We start from the raw sequence: 22,973 nt of genomic DNA on the forward strand, positions 1-22,973 counted from the left end.
GTGCGCCGTCGTTCACTTTAAACGTAAAGCTGTCGGTACCCGTGAAATTAGCGTCTGGCGTATAGGTGCGTGTTGCACCACTGCCACTTAACGTACCGTTGCTTGGTTGACTCACCACCACATAACTCAATGTGTCGTTGTCAATATCGCTGCCTGACAGGGTGATCGTTTTCGACGTGTCTTCTAACGTGCTAACAGATTGCGCAACTGCAACCGGGGCGGTATTAGTCGGCATTGCGTTAAATGTGACGGTTTCGGAATCGGTGACAAGCGTATTGTTTACGTGAACAGTCAGTGTCGCCAACCCTGATACTGTTGAAGTCAATGTAGCGCTATAAGTGCCATCCCCGTTATCAGTAACGCTTGTCAGCGCACCAAGAGAAGTGTTGATGGTTACCAGTTGATCAAAAGCATTCAGGGGTTTGCCACTTGCATCATGAATCGACACTGTAATGACAACTGAATCTACGCCGTCAGCAAGCGCCGTACCTGATGAAGTAAGTACCTGGGTTGATGCAATACTTATTTCTCCCCCCGCAGTACCTTGGGTCTCCGCTTGCGTATTCGCAGCTACAAGCGTCGAACTATTCGCTGCATTTCCTTTAACGTCGTTGGGAACAACATAATCAACATCGCTCGGAAGCGCCGAGTCTAAGCAGAGTAAGTAGGTTTTGCTGAAACCCGGGGATAGTATAAACCCGTCGTTAACAGCTTCATTGGTTATAATGCCGATCGCGTTGGTATTACCTTCTCGCCAGTTCACTGCTCCGTTAAAAGATACCGAGTTTCCGTCGGAAAAAACGACTTCAGCAGCCACTGCGTAATCGTTTCCTTGCGTTCCACCAAAAACCCCGTTATCAGTAAGTGGGGCAAGAGTAACCTTGTCGATAGACAAAGAAGCGAACGATTGAATTGCATCAGGAGAATGCGCTGGAGAACCAGTTTGGTATTCCCCTACGATACCGCATGTAAACTGTGCAGATGCAATAATGTTATCAGTGCCGTTTACCTCAATTTCTACTTGAGCTGGCTGAGAGTAGGTGTTGGAACCAGATAGGTCTATTGCTCTGAACGTGAATGAATCGCTGCCCGAATAGTTTGGATTAGGTGTATAGGTGCGCGTTCCACCACTGCCGCTTAATGTACCGTTACTTGGCTGGCTGACTATTTCGAAAGAAAGTACATCAGACTCTATATCACTCCCGGTCAGCGTGATCGTTTTTGCAGTATTAAAATCGACTACAATACTCTTATCGTCAGCAACGGGTGGCTGATTAACATATGCATCAATGGGAATGTGGTTGTTGATTACTCCGTTACTGCTTGTTTGTAGCGTATCGCCAATGACGAGTTCAAACGTCAGATAATACGTAGTGTCGTCATTAACGCTTGGTGCAGTATCTTGTGGTTGTATTGCGACTAAACCACCACCAAGACCTGAGTCGTACGGCCCTGACGAAGCGGGAATAACGCTGCTTTCGAACGTGTATCCATTCGGAGGCGTTACATCAATCGAATAAACTGTTGCAGTCTGAGGAGCATTGCCGTTTAGTACAAAGGAATAAAAACCATCAGCTTGTGTTACCTGCGTATTCGCACCTCCGGCGTTCAAGTCTAGCCACGCGTCAGGGACCAACGTTACGTTTCCATTATCCAAATAGTTAAACGTTACCGTCGCTCCAGCGATTGGAAGGCGTGTTGAAGAATCGTAAACAACGCCGGCCGGGTCAATCAGGATCGCATCAACTTCAGTAATGTTTTCACCATTAATCGTAATACTCTCAACGGTATTAACACGTTTCGATGACGAATTTGGCGATGCACCTCTATTGCCTTTATTACTCTGGGCCTTAAATTTACGCCCGTTATTTGATGCGAACTGAACGCTGTAGTTTCCATTAACGAGGTTTTCAAACACATATGTTCCGTCACTAGCCGTAGTTTGTGTATCTAGAGGCGAAGAAAATTGGGTATCACTTGCAGCAAATAAGTAAACAGTTACACCTTCTACCCCTACGTTACTTTGCCCTCTCATTACAGTGCCAGAAACGCTGAACGTCACTACTTGCTCAGCAATAAATTCTACCGTCGCTTTTGCGTCCATTTCCGTGCCGTCGACGAAGGCAGATATTGACGCTGTGCCTGCTGTTGCAGAGGAAATAACTGCGGTATAGCGCCCATTGCCTTCATCACTCACTGGACCAACAGTACCCAATGTAGAGGTGAATGTTACGTTTTGGCCAGTAAACGGTAAAACCCCGTCACTATCGTTCTTTAGCTGTAATTCAATAGTTGATATGTCGTTACCATCAGCCAATACCGAAACTTGATTGACCGTAACATCAGAGAACGCGGCACTTACGGTGCCGCCGCTTGTACCCTGCGATGCCGCTTCAAGGTTCAAGTCATTCATCACAGAAGATAAGGCTCCCCTCGCGGCGTTTCCTTTAGCTGAGTTGTCGTTGGTATATTCTTTGGTAGAAGAAGATAGACGGAGTAAATATGTAGCAGGCGGGTTGAAATAGTAAACACTGCCGTCCATCACAGTAGCATCGTTATCGAGAATAATCCCTATGCCATTGGTTTGCCCGTTGTCCGATTGGCGCCAATTAATAGCACCATCAACTGTAACGCTTGGGCTGCTACTAAAAAAGAATTGGGCAATAACTGAGGTATCGTTACCTTGGGTTCCACCAAATGTTCCATCGTCACTATTGGCAGTCAACTTGACATGAGTAATATCTAGGTCAGATAAGGAAACAATTCCCTGGGGTTGATGTGCATTATTGGTGTATGTACCTACTACACCATAGCTGAAAGTCGCTTCAGCGTTTAACTTTGCATGAATTAAAGAACTAAAGAACGACAAAAATACTATCGCAAAAACCTTTGCTGCTTTCATAGTAAACATTCTGTACTTATCTGACTTTTTTGTACCTTAAGTGTACTCCCGGGGAGAAAACGACCATATTGCCAATTAGTATAATGACTTTTAGTTTTATTGTGACTTTTGCGACATTTTGATTATTTTGTTCAAAATCAAGGTGAAAAAACCAAAAAAAGCGACTTAAAGGCAGAAAAACGGAAAGATATCGAACCTGATTTGAATCATAGGGAGAGTACAAGAACAATCTCGACCGTATGAATTTAAAAAGATAGATAAAACAACGCTACTTATATACTGATAGCTAAAATTTCTGAGGAGGGTAACATGGCCAGAAAATTGCTCTTTTATGCAATTATCTACTGCAAAATCAGCTGCCGCTTCATTAAGCCTTCGCGACTATAAAAATGTTATTGAAAACAATAGAACACGCGATAAAAAAGCCAGCTACTCACTCGTAATAGCTGGCTCCACACTTTAAAACATCCCAATACTAGTCAAACATGTAAGACACGGTTGCGCCGAACGTTCTGGGCTGGCTTGGGTAAGCATTGAAACTACCAGCTTGAATAGGCGGTGGAAATGATGACAAGTAATATTCATCATTGTTTAAGTTTCTCACCCAGAGTTGAACACTAATTCCATTGGTAAAGGTTAGGCCCGCACTAGCGTTAAGCATATTTACTTCACGGGTGAGCTCGGGCGGAACGTTTTCAACAAGTTGAGTTTCACTTTCGTGCAAATAATCGCTACGAATAAAGCCTGTAATACCATTTTCAAATTCTAGATGATAAGTCAGACCTGCAACAAAGCTTCGTTCATGAATACCTGATGGCTGCTCTCCCGATAGATCAGTTGGCCCATTAATGCCATTTGCGCCAACAAATGAGTCGTATACGGGGTCTAGAATTGTTCCTGCAAAAGTAAATACTAAATTGTCTGTCACATCCAAGGTTGAATCGAACTCTATTCCCTGGGTGGATTGTTTACCCGCGTTTGCGAGGACAAATCCTGTGCCAACAAATGTACTTGACTGAAAACCTTCGATTGTTTGATCAAATAACGTCACGTTGAATGCACCACGTTTGAACCTTGCCTTAAGGCCTAACTCATAAACCGTTGATTCTTCAGGCCCTGCATAGCGGGTGCCGTAGGTCTGATTGACGCGGGCTAAATTTCCTGACGTAAGTGCAGATTGGTCATAAGCAAATGGTCGCGTGTCGCGGGAAAGATTCCATGACGAGGCTTTGAAGCCTGTAGCGGCGGTAGCAAACACATTAATGTTTTGGTTGACCTCGTATGCTAAACGCGCACTCCACGTTATCTTATCATCGTTAGTATTGCCATCTTCTACCGCATTAGGAAAGATAAGCTGAGGCGGCAAAAACTGAACGCTTTGAAGAGTAGGTATAAAGCCAGCTAGCGCTGGCACTGCTGTGGATAACGGCACACCAAAAACAGTTGGACCATTGATGATGTCGATAGATGACAGTACTTCGTTATTGATCTGTTCAATTGATACGTCTTTTTCATCTTCCGTATAGCTAACGCCGACCGTTGTCGTAAGCTTATCTGAAATATGATAATCAAGATTAAAGAACACAGATAGAGCATCGTTCTTTTGTAAAAACTCGCTATTTACGAACTGATTTGCATTAAAAAAAGTGCCGGGTGCTTGCCCATAGAGGGGTTCAAAGGCACCGAGAAATCCATTAGGAAAAACAGCGTCAAACGGCAATGGCGTCGGGAGCGATGCGAGGGCCTGTGCTACACCTGAATTCAACAAAACGTCAAAATAAGACCGAATGTTTTCTCCATAAAACAACGTGTCGCCCGTATCTACTTCTTCAGAGAAATAGAACATACCGAACATCCAATCCAATGTATTATCACCAATGGAAGTAAGACGTAACTCCTGAGTAAAGGTATCTATATCTGTGTGCCCTTCCTCCGACAAAATATCAAGTGTTGTGTAGTCTACATCGGCAAAATAGTTCGATTTGTTATTTCTGTATGCGCTAATTGAGGTGAGTGCGAACGTATCAAAGTCAACGTCTACTTGCAGCGATACGCCACCATCTTCAACAGTATTAGTAGGATTAAAATTTAGTGCGGATTTAAAAGCAAAAGGATCATCGGTATCTAACACAGTCCCGCCTAAGGCGCGCACAACAGCCGTTGTCGGCCCGTTGATAACGTCTGCTACTGTACAACAGCGCTCATCTATTTCGCTGTAATCTGCAATAAATCTAAACTTAACATCTGAAGTGGGTTCGTAAAGAGCCTGACCTCTTATATTCCACCTATCGCGATTGTTTAAATTATCTACTCCATCAACAACACTTTCCGTATAACCATCACGTTTGTTCACTCCACCGGATAAACTAAAAGCAAGCTCGTCAGTGATACCGTTTGTATAATAGCCTTTTAACAACCGCTGATTGTAATTGCCTACACCGAGTGTAATTTTACCCTCCTCGGAGAACGACGGGCCCTGAGTTCTTATACTTATCACTCCCGCCGATGCATTTTTTCCAAACAGCGTGCTTTGAGGACCACTTAATACCTCAACCTGCTGGACACGGGGTAAGTCGCCAATTTGCGCTGCGGCCCGCGAGCGGTATACACCATCAATAAAAACGCCGACCGAAGGCTCAATGCCGGTATTGTTGGCACCATTACCAAACCCGCGGATTGAAAAGTTAGTGTTTGCTGAACGTTGTAAAGGATTTACTCTTAACGTCGGGACTAATGCCTGTAAATCCTGAATATCAAGCACCTGAGTTTGCTCAATAGCTTCTCCACTTGTTACCGATACTGCTATGGGCGTCTCCTGAAGCCCCGTACTTCGCTTAGACGCGGTTATCAGTATTTGTTCATATAGCTCGTCTTCCGATTGCGCATTGTTTTCCTGTGACATCACACCTTGACACTGTAATCCAAGGCATAATGCAACTAATGTGGCAGTCCGATTTGCGTTAAAGCGCGAGGGTAAGCGTTTACTCATTTTTTAGTGTTCTCTTGCTAGTTATTGTTATCAAAAAGCCTCTGCTTACACAACAAATTCAACATGGCTCAAAATTTATTCGAATTTACAATAACTAAGTAGCTCTCCATATGTAAATAGCCTGTATAAAACACGTTAATTTTAATGACGCTAAATAACATAATGAGAAGTTCGTCTAGCGCAGTCATGTAGGGGGATGTATACCGTTTAAAATGAATATATGGGGAAATATTTAATATTTTAATATATAGGAATTAGTGAAATCGATGAGTTAGCGTTCATTCCGCCATTAGGGAGTTGCAACTCACTCTCGCATCTTCGCTCTTGAAGTTTGCGCATTAAAGCAGAATCGATAAGCAATTGATTATATTAGACTATAAATTAACAACCTTGACAGTGCGTATTAAAAAAATTATAAAGCGCGTTTTTAGTACTAAGTGAAGTAAACCATGTCAGAACTATCAACACCCACGAAACAAACTGAAGCACACAAGCTTATCGAAAGCCTTTTGAAATCAAGCGACCCTACCGCAGAACTAGACAAGATTTCTGAAGAGTACAATATTGCGAACTGGGGGCAGTCTAATGCGGTTTCTGCAGACCTTTATAACGCAGTGCGCGACCTACTAGGTAAAGGCGCGGTGACAGGCAACGATCTGGTTGCAGGTAAAGACACCATGGACCCAATTGTACATAAGGTACAGGCAGAAACAGAGAAGCTCATTGCTAACCCAAGTGAAGCAGATGCCGACCGCGTTCAAACGTTTGTGCTTGGCTTCCTTCGCACGTTTGTAAGTCAGTTACTTCACCCTGGCACAAAGAAAGCGATTTATGCGAAAAAGCTTCCCGACTTAATCAAGCTTCATCAGCAAATTGCGAAGTAAAATGGTGCAATGCGACTTCACAGGTGACAAAAGTTAAGATGTGAACGTTGCTTAAAAAGAGTTTGAAGAGAAGCCCGCCGCTTAGACGCGGGTTTCTTTTTTTGTGCGATAGAAAAGCGTTGTGAGCTTTTACCATTAATACGCGCAAAGCATTAGGCACAAAAAAACCGGCGTTAAACCGGTTCTTTGTATTTGGCGGAGAGAGAGGGATTCGAACCCTCGTTAGGTTTAACCCTAAACACACTTTCCAGGCGTGCGCCTTCAGCCACTCAGCCACCTCTCCAAATTTTGTATCTAGGAGATTTCAACTACGAAATCCCTCGAGCGCGCGTATAGTAGGTAAAGCGGCGCGCTTAATCAAGAACTTGCTTGAAAATATTCAGCAAGTGCTTATAAAACGTGCACTTATAGCCCACCCTTCGCTTTTAATTCAGCTGAAAAGTTAAGCATGCGATCAAGCGGAATAAGTGCACCTTCACGCAGTGCATCATCAACAAAGATTTCATGGCCTTCGCTTTCGCCCGTTAAAGACGCCTTAATCGCTTCTAAGCCGTTCATTGCCATCCAAGGGCAGTGAGCACAGCTTTTACACGTAGCGCCGTTACCGCCCGTTGGAGCCTCTATAAAGGTCTTCTCTGGGGTGAGTTGTTGCATCTTGTAAAAGATGCCTTTATCGGTAGCAACAATGAAGGTATCGTTATCCATGGTTTGCGAAGCTTTTATCAGTTGACTGGTTGAGCCAACTGCATCGGCCATGTCTACCACGCTCGCTGGTGATTCAGGGTGAACCAAAACAGCCGCGTTAGGATACAAGGCTTTCATATCAGCAAGTTTTTGCGCAGAAAACTCGTCGTGAACGATACACTCGCCCTGCCACATTAACATGTCAGCACCGGTCTGCTTTGCGATGTAAGAGCCTAGGTGTCTATCAGGCCCCCATATAATCTTTTTGCCTTGGCTATCCAGGTGTTCAACAATTTCAAGCGCGATGCTTGACGTTACCACCCAATCAGCGCGCGCTTTTACCGCTGCTGATGTATTCGCATACACCACTACAGTGTGGTCAGGGTGCTGGTCACAGAACTCACTGAACTCTTTTACCGGGCAACCGATGTCAAGTGAACACGTCGCTTCAAGCGTTGGCATTAGCACCGTTTTTTCTGGGCTAAGGATTTTTGCCGTTTCGCCCATAAAACGAACGCCAGCAACAATTAGGGTTTGCTCACCTGCATCTCTACCAAAGCGCGCCATTTCTAACGAGTCAGCGACACAACCGCCAGTTTCTTCAGCTAACGCTTGAATTTCATGGTCGGTGTAATAATGTGCGACAAGCACGGCATTACGGGCCTTTAGTAAAGCTTTAATCTCAGCCTTTAACTCCGCTTTTCTTGCTTCTGATAATGGCTGTGGTTTTGCTGGGAACGGATATTCTACCTGATCCACGCGAAATGCTACTGACATTTACCTACATCTCTTTTGCGACAAGGGGGCGAATTATACCCAACTGTCATGAAAATTACACACTACCTAATCAACCTAAGCGTAATTAAATAGTCGTAGTTGTGCTCAATTGTACTAGTACCGAGGGTTAGGCAAACCGGATCAAAGCGTATTTCAACTCAGTGTAGATTCAGACTTGAACGTTGTTTTAAATTAAGATGTGGACAGTGTGTGGTGAAAATACAAGAAAGAAATTTTTTAGATTTATCAACTTGATGGTGGGTCGTGCTGGATTCGAACCAGCGACCAATTGATTAAAAGTCAACTGCTCTACCAACTGAGCTAACGACCCTTTCTTTCCTGCTGTTGCCTGTGTCTTGGCAACGGCGGCATATAATACTCAGATTTTTATTCGACGCAACCCATAACGTCTTTTTATTTTCATTTTTCTGTCAAATTACGACTAAACGGTCAAAATGAAAACAAATCGCTGGGTATTTATACCAGTACCAACTAAGTTTGGTCGATTTTCTACGACACAAAGTAAGATTTGGTGCAGAAGATTCTCGCGGTTTAAACGCAATTATTCGAGAAAAAGTTTTCGTTAACTCACAAAAAAGCCTCTTTAAAAGAGGCTTTATTCATTACAAGTTATTTAACCGAGATTCAGCTAGGCGTTTCGCCGAAGAATCTGGGTAATCATTGACAACTTGCTGGAACAGCTGTCGCGCTGTCGCACTGTCTCCCGTCCGCTCAGCGATAACACCAAGTTTTAACAAGGCGTCGGGACGCTTCGTTGAATCGGTAAAGCGATTAGCTACAATGTTGAATTGCTCACTTGCTTCACTCCACTGTTGCTTATTAAACAACAGTTGCCCTAACCAGTAGTGGGCGTTGGGGGCGTAACCACTGTTAGGAAAGCGCGAAATGAACGATTGAAACGCAGGAATGGCTTTATCGTACTCACGAGACTTAAGGATCAGATTCACCGCATTTTCATAGGCTTCGTCTTCTCCAGCTTGGGGGACTGACGGTGGCGTAGTTGGCGCTGGAGAGCTCACAGAGCCCGAGTCAACACCTGCACTAGGCATGGCACTACCTTGGAACGTTCCGCTTTGCTTGAGTGCTTCTACCCGCTTATCTATCTCAAGATAGAGCTCACGCTGACGTTCAAGTACTTTCTGAAGTTCGTTGGTATTGACTTCAACCGCACCGCGAAGCTGGTCGACTTCCATTTGCATGTTGTCTAGCTGCGTTTGAAGCCTGTGCTGCATTTCTGTTCGGCTTTTAACAATGCGCTCTAGCACAACAATGCGCTGTTCTAATTCACTGCCGCCGTTGGCGTCTACCACAGGCGCTTGGGCAAATGCGGTAGAAACAGCAAGGGCGGCACATAACGTGACGCCCATTTTTAATGTCTTATTCGTTAGAAAAGTCATTAGCGGTAAACAACCACTCCGCGACGGTTTTGAGCAAATGCATACTCAGTAGACCCCATCACTGCTGGTTTTTCTTCACCGTATGAAACTACTGTTACTTGGCTGCTGCTTACGCCAGCATTAAGTAGGTAAGTTTCAACAGACTGTGCACGACGCTCTCCAAGCGCAATGTTGTATTCTGGCGTACCACGGCTGTCAGTATGACCTTCAATAGTCACTTTGGTGCCTGGATTTTTCACCAAGAACGCCGCGTGCTTGTCTAGAACACGTTGGAACTCTGGTTTGATGCTTGCGCGGTCAAAGTCAAAGTAAACGGTTTGTTCGTTTTTCAGCGCTTCCATTTCTTGCTGAACCATTTCTTCTTGACGCTTCATACGCTGAGCCGCTTCAGCCTTAACGCGTTGCGCTTCTGCTTCACGCGCTTCGGCTTCTGCTGCCGCTTGTTCTTGCGCAAGACGGTTACGCTCTGCTGCCAACTCTTCTTCGCTAGGGCCTGAAGAACATGCCATCATTGTCACTACTGGCAATGCGATAATGAAGCTCTTCATCACTTTATTCATTTGCATCCTACTAATCCTTAAATTTTATTGTTTAGTCGTTAAATTGTTAGAACAAAAATGGTGACCAACTTGGCGATTTAACTTGCCCATTGGCTGCTGGTAACCTAGCTTTAAAACGCCCGTCTAGAGAAACCAACGACAACACTTGGGTTCCCTCGTGAAGGGTGCTGTATATAATCATGCTTCCGTTCGGCGCTACACTCGGTGATTCATCTAAGTACGTCCGTGTCAGTACTTGAGGTGAGCCACCATCCAAAGACTGCTTCGCAATGTGATAGTTCCCATTGGTTTGGTTAACCATAATCATTTGCTTACCGTCTGGGGAAACTGTTGCGCCAAGGTTCTGTTCACCTACGAAGGTAACTCGCCTTACTTTCCCAGAATTTAAATTTACGCTATATATCTGGGGTTTACCACCCCGTTCCGAGCTAAATATTAAACCGCTGCCGTCTGGAAGCCACGCAGGCTCCGTATCAATCGCTCTATTGCAAGTGACTCGGCGAAGATTTTTCGTTGCTAAGTCCATCACATAGAGTTCAGGGTTTCCATCTTTCGACAAAACCATAGCAAGTTGCTTGCCATCTGGAGAAAACACTGGGCTACTGTTTATTCCGGGGAAATCTGTAATGCGCGTACGCTCGCTGGTGTAAATATTTTGAATGAATATTTGCGGTCTGCGGTTTTCAAAACTTACATAGGCAAGCTGCTCGCCGTCTGGCGACCATACGGGAGACATGAGTGGTTCAGGCGAAGACAGCAGGCGCGTCTCATTTTCACCATCATAGTCTGCTATCACTAACTGATAAGGCTTTTCTACTGTGTCGCGGTCGCGAACAATCACATACGCGATTTTCGTTAAAAACGCACCGCGAACACCGGTTAATTTTTCATAAACAATGTCGCTAATTCGATGCGCATATTGACGAAAGTCACGGCCGTTTATCACCGCCTGACGGGCAGCGAGGACATGATCGTTACTCGACACTAAATTGCCGTCTTTCAGTACCTTGGCCTGCCCATTGTCAACTTGCCCTTTAAGTACATCAATCAACTCGTAGGATACAAGGTAACGCTCGCCCCCTTGTGGCTCAATAGTTCCTACTAAAACCGTGTCTACACCTAAGGTTGCCCATGCAGTGAAAGACACCTGCTCCACCGTTTCTGGATACTGTGGCATTTTGTCGACAGCTATTGGGTTAAACTTACCACTTCGCATCAAATCAGCCATTACCACCTTAGAAATATCACCAGGCATACTGCCCTGACCTTTCCATTTAAATGGCACAACACCGATGGGGCGTGCACTGTCTACGCCCTCGGTTATCACAATTTCTAAGGATGCAAACACGTTGGCACTGAATGCCGTCGCAATGAGCGCTATCCATAAACCTAGTTTTTTCATACCACTATAATTCCACTTTTAAAGTAATGTCTTTTAACTGCTCGTAAACGTCTGGCGCATCAGATACCGGTAATTTTTCGGCCCTGCGAACCGCACTTTCAGCCGCTCGGCACAGCGCGTCGTTGCCGCCTAACACACGAATACTCGTCACAAACCCTGTCGTTGCTAACCGAATATTCAACCGACAGGTTTTTCCTTGATAACTGTCGTCTGAATACAAGTTACGCTTAATGGTTTGCTGGATTAGCGCTGTATAGCGCTCAACTTCAGTCAATACCTGTTTTCGCCTACGCTCTTGCTGAGCCGCTTGCTCTTTCGCCAGCTGCTCTTGCATGATCCTTTCCATCTCGGCGCGCTCAGCCGCTTCTTTCTTCTTGCGCTCGGCTTCAGCTTTCGCTTTTGCTTCGCGTTCTTTGCGCTCTTGTTCTTTTTGCGCAGCCAAACGTTCTAAGTCTTTTTGGCGCTTCGCTTCGGCAGCCTCAGCTTCACGCTTCTCTTTAGCACGCTTGGCCGCTAGCTGTTGCTGACGTTTTTTCTCTGCCGCCGCTTGTGCTTTTCTTTGCCTTTCCTGCTCTTCGGCCTTTGCTTGTGCTTCGGCTTGTGCCTGCTCTCTTTTTTGATCTGCAATCGCCTGCGCATCAATAAAAGTCGCCTCTATCACCGGCGCATTTGACGGCATGCTCGGCAAAGGATCAGGTGAAAAACTGACGCTAATTAGCAACAGCGCAGCGATAAAGATGTGCAGGCCAATAGATTTGTATAACCCCATTTGCTCTGGGCTTATGCTGCTTGATTTTGTCTCCTTCACATCACTTTTAGCGCCATTGTATGAAGCGTTAGATTGGCTCGCGCTTGACGTGTTTCTCGACACTTCGGGTTTCGACATATCTAAATTACTCAACCGGATCCGTCATTAACCCTACTGAAGGTACACCCGCCTGCTGCAACAACACCATTAGCTGAATGACTTCGTTATAGGCTACTTGTCCATCGCCTTTAACTACAACGGGTGTGTTGGGCTCTTTGGTCAATTGTGCTTTTACAATAGCGCCAAGCTCATCTTTGCTGATTGGTGATTCCTGATCTTCTCCCACGTTGAGGAAATAGCGGCCTTTCACATCTACCGACGCAATTATCGGCGGTGTATCTTCCTGCTCAATCGGGTTAGCACTGGCTTTCGGCAGGTCTACTTTTACCCCCTGAGAAATAAGCGGTGCCGTTACCATAAAGATGATGAGCAATACCAACATCACATCGATGTAGGGCACTACGTTTATCTCTGATACCGGCCTGCGGCGTTTTCTTACATACATAACAAGTCCTCCGTTTGGAATGTAAACGCTTAGGCTTGTTGTTGTGCTTGCGCAGCAACCGCTTGGCGATGAAGAATTGCTGAGAATTCTTCCATAAAGTTTCCGTAGCTATTTTCTAACTTTTCAACCTGATGGCTAAAACGGTTGTATGCGATTACTGCAGGAATGGCTGCGAATAGACCAATCGCTGTTGCAATAAGTGCTTCTGCTATACCAGGTGCTACCATAGCCAGTGTCGCTTGCTGCACTTCACCAAGAGCGATGAAGGCATTCATGATCCCCCACACGGTTCCAAACAGTCCGATGTAGGGACTAATAGAGCCTGCTGTGGCTAGAAACGGTAAACGACTTTCTAATTCTTCAACTTGACGTGACATAGAAACGCGCATCGCACGGTATGTGCCGTCAACAATGCCGTTGGTGGCAGTGTTAGATTTGCGCAGGCGAACAAACTCTTTAAAACCGGAGCAAAAGATGCTGCCCATACCTGTTAAGTTTGTTCTCGCAGAGAGCTCTTGATAAAGGCGATTTAAGTCGGCGCCTGACCAGAACTTATCTTCAAACTGACGCATTTCGTTGCGTGCCGCTGAAAGTGCTTTGCTGCGCTGGAATATAAACGTCCAAGAGGCGATTGACACGCTAAGCAGTAAAAGCATAACAAGTTGAACAATAAAGCTTGCTTGTAAAAACAAGCCAATAAAAGTGAGATCAGATGACACGCGAAATTTCCCCTAACAAAGTACGTGGTAATCTTTTTGGCTTCATAATGGCCAAATCGACGCAGGCAACCTTAATATTTGCTGTTACTAAGATAACGCCTTGTTCATTTTTAATAATTTGTTGAAACGTCATACTAGCGCCTTTTAATTCTACAACGCGAGTTTCAATACTCAACAGCTGATTAAACCGCGCGGGCGCATAATTATGCATTTCAACGTGTTTGACGACGAAAGCGATGGATTGTTCCATCAATGTATCTTGCTCAAAGCCCAACTCGCGAAGCCACTCGGTTCGGGCCCGCTCCATAAACTTTAGGTAATTCGCATAATACACAATACCGCCTGCGTCAGTATCTTCGTAATACACTCTTACCTGATGTAAATGCATAACTATTCCTTCACCTTTAAATTAATTAATCCATACCGAGGTCAAAGCAACTATTTTTCGCGACAAAATGCAGAACAAAAACACCCCGCAAAGCCCAATAAAGCTAACTTTTAAACTAAATTATACCAATATTAAACACTCGATTAACACATTAGTTTTTCTAATTTAAAAACACAATTTTACTCAATTGTAGTTTTTTTTGCTCTCCCTATAATGCACAGCATCAGTCGTACAGAGCGTGATGGTGCAAAGCACGGTCATGCAAGAGTAACTCTCCTGTTAGACATGAGTTCCCTGGATTTATTTCCTTCAACACTTGTTGTTTTAGCCCGCTCACTGAGCGGGCTTTTTTTTGCCTACAATTAAGCACCTGTAATCGACACTTACTTGAGCATTGACACTAACAATTTACATCGACCACTTGTTCGCGTCTCGCGCTAAAAAACTCGGTACGTACTGTCAAGCGGGCTGTTACGCCTATGGGTTCTTAATGAGGACGCAATTTTTACAGCTCGAAAGCACGCCTGCTCAACCGAAAAAAGCCCAGCGTTCCAGCTAGGCCTCTAAAACAAATCTTATGGTCTTACGAGAGAGCAATAAATTACTCAGACGGTGCGAAACCGAAATGAAGATAGGCACGCTGCGAAACAATACGACCACGGGGCGTACGCTGCAAAAAACCTTGTTGAATGAGAAACGGCTCAATGACATCTTCTATGGTTTCTTTCTCTTCACCAATGGCTGCCGCCAAATTATCCAAGCCTACTGGACCACCATCAAACTTTTCGATAATAGCAGTAAGCAATTTGCGGTCCATATAATCGAACCCTTCTCTGTCTACATCTAGCATATCCAGTGCTTTCGCAGCCGTGTCAGCCCCTACCGTACCGTCTGCTTTGATTTCTGCATAATCTCTCACTCGTCTAAGCAGGCGGTTTGCGATACGTGGTGTACCTCTTGAGCGACGGGCAACCTCTTGTGCACCTTCTTCATTCATTTCTAAATTGAGGTAGCTTGCACTTCTCGCGACAATACTTGTGAGATCTTTTACATTGTAAAACTCAAGACGCTGCACTATGCCGAAACGGTCGCGTAATGGCGACGTCAAGGATCCTGCGCGCGTCGTTGCGCCCACCAAAGTAAAAGGGGGTAGGTCTAGTTTTATTGAGCGAGCTGCTGGCCCCTCGCCTATCATGATATCCAGCTGATAGTCTTCCATAGCAGGATAAAGAATTTCTTCAACCACGGGGCTTAAACGGTGTATTTCATCGATAAACAATACGTCGTTGCGCTCAAGATTCGTTAGGAGTGCGGCAAGATCGCCGGCTTTTTCCAGCACAGGGCCAGACGTAGTTTTAATGTTTACGCCCATCTCATTAGCCACAATATTTGCAAGGGTGGTTTTACCCAGTCCTGGTGGGCCGAAAATCAGAAGATGGTCGAGGGCATCATCGCGATTGCGCGCCGCTTGAATAAAAATCTCCATCTGCTCACATACGTGAGGTTGCCCTGTATAGTCTGCCAGCATTTTAGGGCGAATAGCGCGGTCGATGACCTCGTCTTCGGTACTGGCTTCAGGCGTAATCAGTCTGTCGGCTTCAATCATGATAGTTCTACTTTAATCGGTAACGTGAAGACAGTCTGATCAAAAGAGTCTGTCTTCGTTAAGCGCCATTATAGGGCCGCCTTTAATGCTTCGCGAATAAGGGCTTCGCTCTCCATGCCTTCTTTGTAAACGCTGTCGACTAACTTGCTTGCTTGGGCAGGCTTGTAACCTAGCGCAATAAGCGCGCTTTGCGCCTCTTTACGGACGTCATTCAACGCTACAATACTGTTCCCCGATAACAAGTCACTACTAGGGGGTGGCATAACAATGCTCTGCGTTTTACCAAATTTAGCCAATCGGTCTTTGAGCTCTACCACTAAACGTTCTGCGGTTTTCTTGCCTATACCAGGCAGGCTAACCAAAGCAGATACGTCTTCATTTTGCACGCTCGTCAAAAACTGTCCTGCCGACATGCCCGATAAAATCGCCAAGCCTAATTTCGGGCCGACGCCATTGGCTTTAATTAACTCGCGGAAGAGTCCCCTTTCCATTTTATCAGCAAAACCAAACAGCAACTGGGCGTCTTCACGAACCACAAAGTGCGTGTACACCACCACCTCTTCCCCTACAGCGGGAAGCTGGTAGAAACTGGTCATGGGCATGTGAATTTCATAACCGACACCGGCTACATCTACAAGAATTTCTGGTGGCTGCTTTTCAGCCAACGTACCACGAATTCGTCCAATCATGAGTCATCTCTGTTAAAGCGTGAGCTTTAGGCAGTGCTAGCGCAAACGGCCACGAACGGTTTTTCGGGCTTGCCCTGCCATGTTAATCAGGCTCTGCTCGGTGTGCGCATGACACAAGGCAACGGCTAATGCATCGGCTGCATCTGCCTGTGGCGTACCGCTTAAGTTAAGCAGGTGTTTAACCATATGCTGAACTTGCGTTTTATCTGCGCCACCTTTGCCTACTACTGATTGCTTAATTTGCCTTGCACTGTATTCAGCAACTGGTAGTTGCGCTTGCGTGGCTGCCACAATAGCGGCACCTCTGGCCTGACCAAGCTTTAATGCTGAGTCAGGGTTTTTCGCCATAAATACTTGCTCAATAGCAAACTGGTCGGGTTTATATTGACGAATAATATCGCCAACGCCGGTAAAAATATTAGCAAGACGAGAGGGCAAATCTGCCGTTCCAACGCGGATGCATCCGCTTGCTACATACACCAGTTTTCCTTGCTTACGCGCAATTAAACCGTAGCCTGTAATCCGAGAACCTGGATCTATACCCAGTATAACCATTAAGGCACACTCGGTACAAACAAAGATACCGCATCTTTATTAGAAGGAGACCATAAACGTGCGAGCGCTTCGTCTTTCGACACCCATTCGTACTTCAAATGTTCGGTCAAAATAATGGGCAAATCGCTGTTTATTTGAAGGGAAAATACGTGTTCTGTGTTGTACACAGTTCCTGGAGGATAGCGATGTAGCCAGCGGCTACGAATTGCATATTGGTTTTTTTTATTGTGGTCGTTAACCACAAACCCGTGCGCTTTGGCATCGATGCCAATTTCTTCAGACACTTCACGGTACGCAGTTTCTAAAGGCAACTCTCCCTCTTCCAATGCGCCCGTTACCGACTGCCAAAAGGTAGGATCGTCTTGTCGCTGTAAGAGCAGCACTCGGTAGTGTTGGTCGTACAACACTACCAGTGCAGATTCAGGCTTCTTATACGCCATAAATTACGATTGCTTTTTCACCGTTGCAATAGCGAGCTCTTCAAGCTGCTGTGGATTTGCAGGGCTAGGCGCCGATGTTAACGGGCACGCTGCGGTGGTCGTTTTCGGGAATGCCATCACGTCACGAATAGATGTTGCGCCAGTCATAAGCATTACTAGGCGATCTAGACCAAACGCAAGACCTGCATGCGGCGGCGCACCAAAGCGCAGTGCGTCAAGCAAGAAGCCAAACTTGTTCTTCGCTTCTTCATCGTCAATGCCAAGAATATTGAATACCGTAGACTGCATGTCTTCATTGTGAATACGTACAGAACCGCCGCCTAATTCAACACCGTTCAATACCATATCGTAAGCGTCAGATAGGGCTTCAGCAGGGTTAGCTTTCAGTTCTTCTGGTGTTAAACCACGTGGCGCAGTGAACGGGTGGTGGATAGCGTGAAGCTGACCGTCAAATTCCTCAAACATTGGGAAGTCAACAACCCAAAGAGGCTTCCACTCGCCTTCAAGAAGCTCAAAGTCTTCACCAAGCTTAAGACGAAGTGCCCCCATTGACTCGGTAACTACTGTGTAGCTGTCTGCACCGAACAATAAAATATCGCCACTTTGTGCGCCAGTGCGCTCTAGCATGGCATTAGTGATGTCTTCCGTTAGGAATTTAAGGATTGGCGACTGCAGACCTTCAAGCCCAGTGCCAGCATCGTTAACTTTGACCCATGCTAGGCCTTTCGCCCCGTAAATACCTACAAATTTGGTGTAGTCATCAATCTGCTTACGTGAAAGTGATGCCCCACCTGGTACGCGAATAGCCGCAACGCGCCCCTTCGGGTCGTTCGCTGGGCCGCTGAATACTTTAAAATCAACGTTCGCAAGCAAGTCAGCAACGTCTGTTAACTCTAGCGGGTTACGCAGGTCTGGCTTGTCGCTACCAAAGCGCGTCATGGCCTCTTTATACGTCATGCGCGGGAAGTCGCCAAGGTCAACGTTTAGCATTTTATTGAACAAGTCGCGGATCATGCGCTCGGTAATAGACATTACGCCGTCGGCATCTAAGAACGTGGTCTCAATATCGATTTGTGTAAATTCTGGCTGACGGTCGGCACGTAAATCTTCATCGCGGAAGCACTTAACGATTTGATAATAACGGTCCATGCCCGACATCATCAGAAGCTGTTTGAAAAGCTGTGGCGACTGCGGTAGAGCAAAGAATTCGCCTTTGTGCGTGCGGCTTGGCACTAGGTAGTCACGAGCGCCTTCTGGCGTTGCTTTAGTAAGAATAGGCGTTTCGATATCAAGGAAACCTTCTTCTTCTAGGAAACGACGTACAGCACCGGTTACTTTTGCACGGAATTGTAAGCGTTGGCTCATTACGGGACGGCGAAGGTCTAGGTAACGGTAACGAAGGCGCTGTTCTTCTGAGTTTTCTTGGTTCCAGTCCAGTGGAAGTACGTCAGATTTGTTGATCACTTCAAGGCCTGTGCCTAGGATCTCAATCTCGCCAGTGCGCATGTCTTTGTTTATTTGACCTTCAGGGCGCGCACGTACTTTACCGGTTAGCTTTACGCAGAATTCACTACGTAGCGTGTTAGCTACTGATAGCACGTCTGGTAAATCTGGGTCGAACACCACTTGTACGATACCTTCGCGGTCGCGTAAGTCGATGAAAATAACACCGCCTAAATCGCGACGCTTATTAACCCACCCGCAAAGGGTAACTTCTTGTCCAATGTATGATGAATCGATATTCCCACAGTAATCTGTGCGCATGGTCCTTGACCCCTGATGTTTTTTTCTTGCTTCGCATGCAGTGAATTGGCGTTCAAAACCGCGTTTTTTAGACTTAAGACTTTGCCAAAAATCGCGTAAACTTGCTGGCCAATTAGCTGGCCCGCCCACAACATGCATAATGTAATGATTTAAAGGCCGCATAGTATAAACAAATGCTTGATAAAGCCCAATGACAAATATGCACAAATCCGCCATATCACAAGGAAATCTTTATATTGGATTGCCAATGTGGCAACACAGCCATTGGTCAAGCACATGGTTTGCTAATTACCCCAAGTCTGACAATGGATTGTCGCTGTATGCCAAGGAGTGTAATACGGTAGAGGGGAATACCACGTTTTATTCCCTTCCCCATGAAGACGCGGTAACGAGATGGTGCAATTCAGTTCCCAATCACTTTAGATTTACCTTTAAATTTCACCAGAACATTACCCACGTACATCAACTACAGCATTGTGACGACGAGGTTGCCCAACAGCTCGCTTTGTTAAGCCCATTAAAAGAAAAGTTAGGGGCCATGATGCTGCAACTACCTGCTACCTTCGGGCCAGAAAAGCTGTCCGTTCTAGATACCTTTTTAGCGGCGTTACCCCAAGAATTAAACGTCGCGGTTGAAGTGCGTCACTTGGCGTTTTTCGCTAAGGGTGATGAGGAAAAAGCACTAAACCAACTTCTGATTCGCCATGGTGCGAATAGAATCATTATGGATACGCGGGCACTATTTACTGGGTCTTTAGACGCAGGGGGAATAAATAGACGTGCAATGCTAAAGGAAGTGCGAGAGAAAAAGCCCCGGGTACCAGTAAACGTTATCGCTACAGGTCATACGCCCATTGTGCGTTTTGTCGGCAACGATGTAGACGATGACAACCAACGCTGTTTGTTACCTTGGGTGAAAAAAGTGAAACAGTGGCAAAGTGAAGGAAAAGACGTGTACTTTTTTTGTCACCGCCCAGACAACAAAGACGCTCCCTGGTTAGCTCAGCAGTTTATTGATTTATACAATCGTGGCGAACCCTTTCCTGTCATCAACAACCTTGCTATTAGAGACCAGCCAGCACAAAACCCTTTGTTTTAATAAAACAGCTGTCTAACACCAGTCCACATAGATAGTTGCCCGAACTCCCCGAAGGGAGAGTTTAAAACATCCGTACTCTTTGTTGTGTCACCTTGATGAAGAGCCAAATATCTGCGGACTGGGTTGACAGGCCGCGATGACGAACATTTTAAATATCGCTGAGTGGAGAATTATTTATGCGGACTGATATATTGGATTACTTTTCATATGGATAGAAATTTTCTAATTTAACGGTAAACTGTTGGTTTTAATAATCTTGATATTGCACCATTTTAACGTGAAATGACCTCAATGAAGCATGAATATGAGCAAGCGCGCCTTGCTGCGCTGGAATCGTTAGATATCTTAGATACGGCTCCCAGCGTGCAACTTGATGAACTTACCAAAGCCGTGCAGGCAGAGTTCAATGCTAAAACGTGCCTGGTAAGTCTTGTTGCAGAAGACCGTCAATGGTTTAAATCTCGCCAGTGTATGGATGCAACAGAAACACCACGCAATATTTCGTTTTGCACCTATGCGATTGCTGAAGAAGAGTATTTGATTGTTCCTGACGCGAAAGCTGACAAATTGTTTGCCAATAATCCATTGGTAACTGGTCCCCCTTTCATTAGAGCGTACGCAGGTGCCATTTTACGAAACAAGGACGGCTATGAATTGGGTACGCTATGCCTTCTTTTTGATGAGCCAAGAGACTTCTCAAAGGATGAAATAGAAACCTTGAAAGGCCATGCTTGCACCGCTGAAACCATAATATTTTCAGAGTATTCACCTGCCTATCTGTAAAACGCCAACTTTATGTTGACCAAACAAAAACGCATCACGAAAAGTGATGCGTTTTGTTACATGCAATACTCGCTTTTGCTATCTGAAATCGGCCGCATCTAACTCATGCTTTTTCATCAATTTATGCATGTCTGTGCGGTTTCTACCAGCAAGCTCCGCCGCGCGGGTTACGTTCCCATCGGTCATTTTAAGAAGCTTGTGCAGATACTGCTGTTCAAAAGCATCGCGCGCTTCTGTGAGCGTTGGCCAACTTTGCTTGGTAGCAGAAAGGGCTTGCTCAACCAAATGCAGCGGTATTACCGGTGTCTGCGTTAATGCAACACACTGCTCAACCACGTTAACCAGCTGACGTACGTTACCTGGCCAAGATGAGGTGACTAACTGCTGCATCGCATCATCAGAGAACTGACTTGCGTTTACGCCGTGTCGCTGAGCACTCTGTTGAAGTAACGACCTGGCAAGAAGAGGAATATCTTCACTTCTTGATTTAAGTGATGGAAGCTTTAAGTTCACGACATTTAGTCGGTAATACAAGTCTTCACGGAAGGTCCCCTCTTCCATCTCTTTATGCAGATCTTTATGCGTCGCTGAAATAATACGTACATCAATATCGACGTGTTTGCTGCTGCCCACTGGTCGTATTTGACGCTCCTGTAGTGCTCTCAGCAACTTCACTTGCAAGGTCATTGGCATATCGCCAATTTCGTCTAGAAACAACGTACCACCATCAGCTTCTCTAAATAGTCCCGGATGCGCGGCGACTGCGCCTGTAAACGCACCTTTCGCGTGACCAAAAAGCTCTGATTCAAGCAAGTTTTCTGGCAATGCTCCACAGTTTATCGCGACAAACGGTTTATCGCTGCGGTTACTGGCTTTATGAATTGCGTTAGCCAGTAATTCCTTACCCGTTCCACTTGCTCCACTGATAAGCACGGACACTTCCCGTTTCGCAATGCGAAACGCTTGATCTAATACGTTCAACATCTCAGGAGAACGAGTGATGATATCTTTCGCCCAGTCCCCTGGCTGTGCCGCTTGGGATTGGCTAAGCGCTTTTTGCAATAAGGCGCGTAATTCGTCGTGATCCACCGGTTTAGGTAAGAAACCAAAGACTCCACGCTGTGTTGCAGCTACTGCATCGGCAATTGTGCCATGAGCGGTCATGAGAATTACCGGAATGTCCTTTCTGATTCCCATGATCTCTTCAAACAGACTGAGACCATCCAAGCCAGGCATGCGCAAATCACTTAACACCACATCAAAACTTTCGTTTTGAAGTTTTCGCAGTGCCGATTGACCATCTTCAACCGCCGTGACTTCATACCCTTCGCCTTCTAAACGAATGGTTAATAAGCGCAATAAACTTTTATCATCATCAACCAACAATAAGTTAGGATTACTACTCGCCTTTTCGCTCACTGTTGTGTACTCCTGTTTTTATCCATTAATGTCGCTTCTATTTGCAACAATTCCTCTAATTTTTTGCGTAGATTATGCACTTCCTTCTCGAGCGCTTTTAATTTCTCACCCCTAGATGTATTTTCTTGCTCAAGTACAACCATCGCAGATTCTAACTGCATAACCTGATTGTTTTGCGTGCTCGCAACGACCTTAATTAATTCTTGTGCCGATGGAGTAAAATCACCCGCGATGTCGTCTAACGCCAGTTGTGCTCTTAGTCTATCTTGATAAGGAGTATCATTTGGCAGCGTTAGTATGTATGCGTGTAGCGTATCGAAATACGACTTACCCAAGACACTCAACGTTTGCTTGCGGTCTAACCATGGCTGATTGGCCGCCTCAATCCACTTATTGACCCAATAAGTCGCATCGCAATTATTTTCAAAGGTTGGGGGCGGTTCATCAAACAGACAAAAACCGCGATCTACTTTAACGACAGATGTTACCTTTTCAGGTTCACCTGTGCTGTCGTTGTTTCTGGATAAGCTCTGACATCCTGTCAGCACCAGTAAGGCGACAATTAAACCACTTATTCTCATT

General features: G+C 45.5%; 20 protein-coding genes and 2 tRNA genes. 3 read left to right on the forward strand and 19 right to left on the reverse strand.

Annotated elements, in window-relative coordinates; genetic code table 11:
• The coding region (locus GVO63_RS06195) for an invasin domain 3-containing protein (RefSeq protein ID WP_201281882.1) at positions 1 to 2,902 on the reverse strand (2,902 nt) is incomplete at its 3' end.
• A 475-nt stretch (positions 2,903 to 3,377) separates the two neighbouring features.
• A complete protein-coding gene (locus GVO63_RS06200) occupies positions 3,378 to 5,891 on the reverse strand; it encodes a TonB-dependent receptor (protein WP_159578531.1) in 2,514 nt (837 codons plus the stop codon).
• Between the two features lie 449 nt (positions 5,892 to 6,340).
• On the opposite strand from GVO63_RS06200, the gene GVO63_RS06205 reads away from it, so the two are divergent.
• Complete coding sequence (locus GVO63_RS06205; RefSeq protein WP_159578532.1) at positions 6,341 to 6,775, forward strand: hypothetical protein; 435 nt, start codon at positions 6,341 to 6,343, stop codon at positions 6,773 to 6,775.
• A 193-nt stretch (positions 6,776 to 6,968) separates the two neighbouring features.
• Here GVO63_RS06205 and GVO63_RS06210 read toward each other — a convergent pair.
• The 15 genes from GVO63_RS06210 to aspS all read right to left on the reverse strand — a co-directional run bounded on the left by GVO63_RS06210 (position 6,969) and on the right by aspS (position 19,090).
• Positions 6,969 to 7,058: transfer RNA gene (locus GVO63_RS06210), tRNA-Ser, on the reverse strand.
• Between the two features lie 122 nt (positions 7,059 to 7,180).
• A complete protein-coding gene (gene nadA, locus GVO63_RS06215) occupies positions 7,181 to 8,236 on the reverse strand; it encodes a quinolinate synthase NadA (RefSeq protein WP_159494391.1) in 1,056 nt (351 codons plus the stop codon).
• Positions 8,237 to 8,491: 255 nt separating this feature from the next.
• Positions 8,492 to 8,567 (reverse strand) — tRNA-Lys (locus tag GVO63_RS06220).
• Positions 8,568 to 8,859: 292 nt separating this feature from the next.
• On the reverse strand, positions 8,860 to 9,654 hold the full coding sequence (ybgF, locus tag GVO63_RS06225) for a tol-pal system protein YbgF (RefSeq protein WP_159494387.1): 795 nt from the start codon (positions 9,652 to 9,654) through the stop codon (positions 8,860 to 8,862).
• A complete protein-coding gene (gene pal / locus GVO63_RS06230) occupies positions 9,654 to 10,220 on the reverse strand; it encodes a peptidoglycan-associated lipoprotein Pal (protein WP_159494386.1) in 567 nt (188 codons plus the stop codon). The genes ybgF and pal overlap by 1 nt, the downstream gene beginning before the upstream one ends.
• 40 nt (positions 10,221 to 10,260) lie before the next feature.
• Positions 10,261 to 11,616 carry a Tol-Pal system beta propeller repeat protein TolB gene (gene tolB / locus GVO63_RS06235; protein WP_159578533.1) on the reverse strand — a complete coding sequence of 452 codons (1,356 nt, stop codon included), beginning with the start codon at positions 11,614 to 11,616 and terminating at the stop codon, positions 10,261 to 10,263.
• Between the two features lie 4 nt (positions 11,617 to 11,620).
• A complete protein-coding gene (gene tolA / locus GVO63_RS06240; protein ID WP_159578534.1) occupies positions 11,621 to 12,502 on the reverse strand; it encodes a cell envelope integrity protein TolA in 882 nt (293 codons plus the stop codon).
• 7 nt (positions 12,503 to 12,509) lie between these two features.
• Positions 12,510 to 12,929: a protein TolR gene (tolR, locus tag GVO63_RS06245; RefSeq protein ID WP_159494383.1), complete on the reverse strand. Its 420-nt coding sequence runs from the start codon at positions 12,927 to 12,929 to the stop codon at positions 12,510 to 12,512.
• A gap of 29 nt (positions 12,930 to 12,958) precedes the next feature.
• The gene (tolQ, locus tag GVO63_RS06250) at positions 12,959 to 13,648 is read right to left on the reverse strand and encodes a protein TolQ (RefSeq protein ID WP_014948866.1); all 690 of its coding nucleotides are present in this window, start codon (positions 13,646 to 13,648) and stop codon (positions 12,959 to 12,961) included.
• Positions 13,638 to 14,036 (reverse strand): tol-pal system-associated acyl-CoA thioesterase, encoded by a 399-nt coding sequence (ybgC, locus tag GVO63_RS06255; RefSeq protein WP_159578535.1) that lies wholly within the window; start codon positions 14,034 to 14,036, stop codon positions 13,638 to 13,640. Before ybgC ends, tolQ begins: the two co-directional genes overlap by 11 nt.
• A 601-nt stretch (positions 14,037 to 14,637) precedes the next feature.
• A complete protein-coding gene (gene ruvB / locus GVO63_RS06260) occupies positions 14,638 to 15,642 on the reverse strand; it encodes a Holliday junction branch migration DNA helicase RuvB (protein ID WP_159494381.1) in 1,005 nt (334 codons plus the stop codon).
• A gap of 68 nt (positions 15,643 to 15,710) precedes the next feature.
• Positions 15,711 to 16,331: a Holliday junction branch migration protein RuvA gene (gene ruvA / locus GVO63_RS06265; protein ID WP_159578536.1), complete on the reverse strand. Its 621-nt coding sequence runs from the start codon at positions 16,329 to 16,331 to the stop codon at positions 15,711 to 15,713.
• A gap of 36 nt (positions 16,332 to 16,367) precedes the next feature.
• On the reverse strand, positions 16,368 to 16,886 hold the full coding sequence (gene ruvC, locus GVO63_RS06270; RefSeq protein WP_014948862.1) for a crossover junction endodeoxyribonuclease RuvC: 519 nt from the start codon (positions 16,884 to 16,886) through the stop codon (positions 16,368 to 16,370).
• Positions 16,886 to 17,326 (reverse strand): dihydroneopterin triphosphate diphosphatase, encoded by a 441-nt coding sequence (nudB, locus tag GVO63_RS06275; RefSeq protein WP_159494379.1) that lies wholly within the window; start codon positions 17,324 to 17,326, stop codon positions 16,886 to 16,888. Before nudB ends, ruvC begins: the two co-directional genes overlap by 1 nt.
• 3 nt (positions 17,327 to 17,329) lie before the next feature.
• Positions 17,330 to 19,090: an aspartate--tRNA ligase gene (gene aspS, locus GVO63_RS06280; RefSeq protein ID WP_159578537.1), complete on the reverse strand. Its 1,761-nt coding sequence runs from the start codon at positions 19,088 to 19,090 to the stop codon at positions 17,330 to 17,332.
• Positions 19,091 to 19,337: 247 nt separating this feature from the next.
• Between aspS and GVO63_RS06285 the strand changes: the two genes are divergently transcribed.
• Together GVO63_RS06285 and GVO63_RS06290 are read left to right on the forward strand one after the other, a co-directional pair.
• Positions 19,338 to 20,189, forward strand: a complete 852-nt coding sequence (locus tag GVO63_RS06285) for a DUF72 domain-containing protein (protein ID WP_159578547.1) — start codon at positions 19,338 to 19,340, stop codon at positions 20,187 to 20,189.
• A 291-nt stretch (positions 20,190 to 20,480) separates the two neighbouring features.
• Complete coding sequence (locus GVO63_RS06290) at positions 20,481 to 20,972, forward strand: GAF domain-containing protein (protein ID WP_159578550.1); 492 nt, start codon at positions 20,481 to 20,483, stop codon at positions 20,970 to 20,972.
• A 78-nt stretch (positions 20,973 to 21,050) separates the two neighbouring features.
• Here the strand turns inward: GVO63_RS06290 and GVO63_RS06295 are convergent, their stop codons facing one another.
• Positions 21,051 to 22,391 (reverse strand): sigma 54-interacting transcriptional regulator, encoded by a 1,341-nt coding sequence (locus tag GVO63_RS06295; RefSeq protein WP_105931894.1) that lies wholly within the window; start codon positions 22,389 to 22,391, stop codon positions 21,051 to 21,053.
• Complete coding sequence (locus GVO63_RS06300; RefSeq protein ID WP_159578552.1) at positions 22,388 to 22,972, reverse strand: hypothetical protein; 585 nt, start codon at positions 22,970 to 22,972, stop codon at positions 22,388 to 22,390. Before GVO63_RS06300 ends, GVO63_RS06295 begins: the two co-directional genes overlap by 4 nt.
• Position 22,973 lies beyond the last annotated feature (1 nt).

It is taken from the genome of Alteromonas sp. KUL106, from assembly GCF_009811415.1.
GTDB lineage: Bacteria > Pseudomonadota > Gammaproteobacteria > Enterobacterales > Alteromonadaceae > Alteromonas.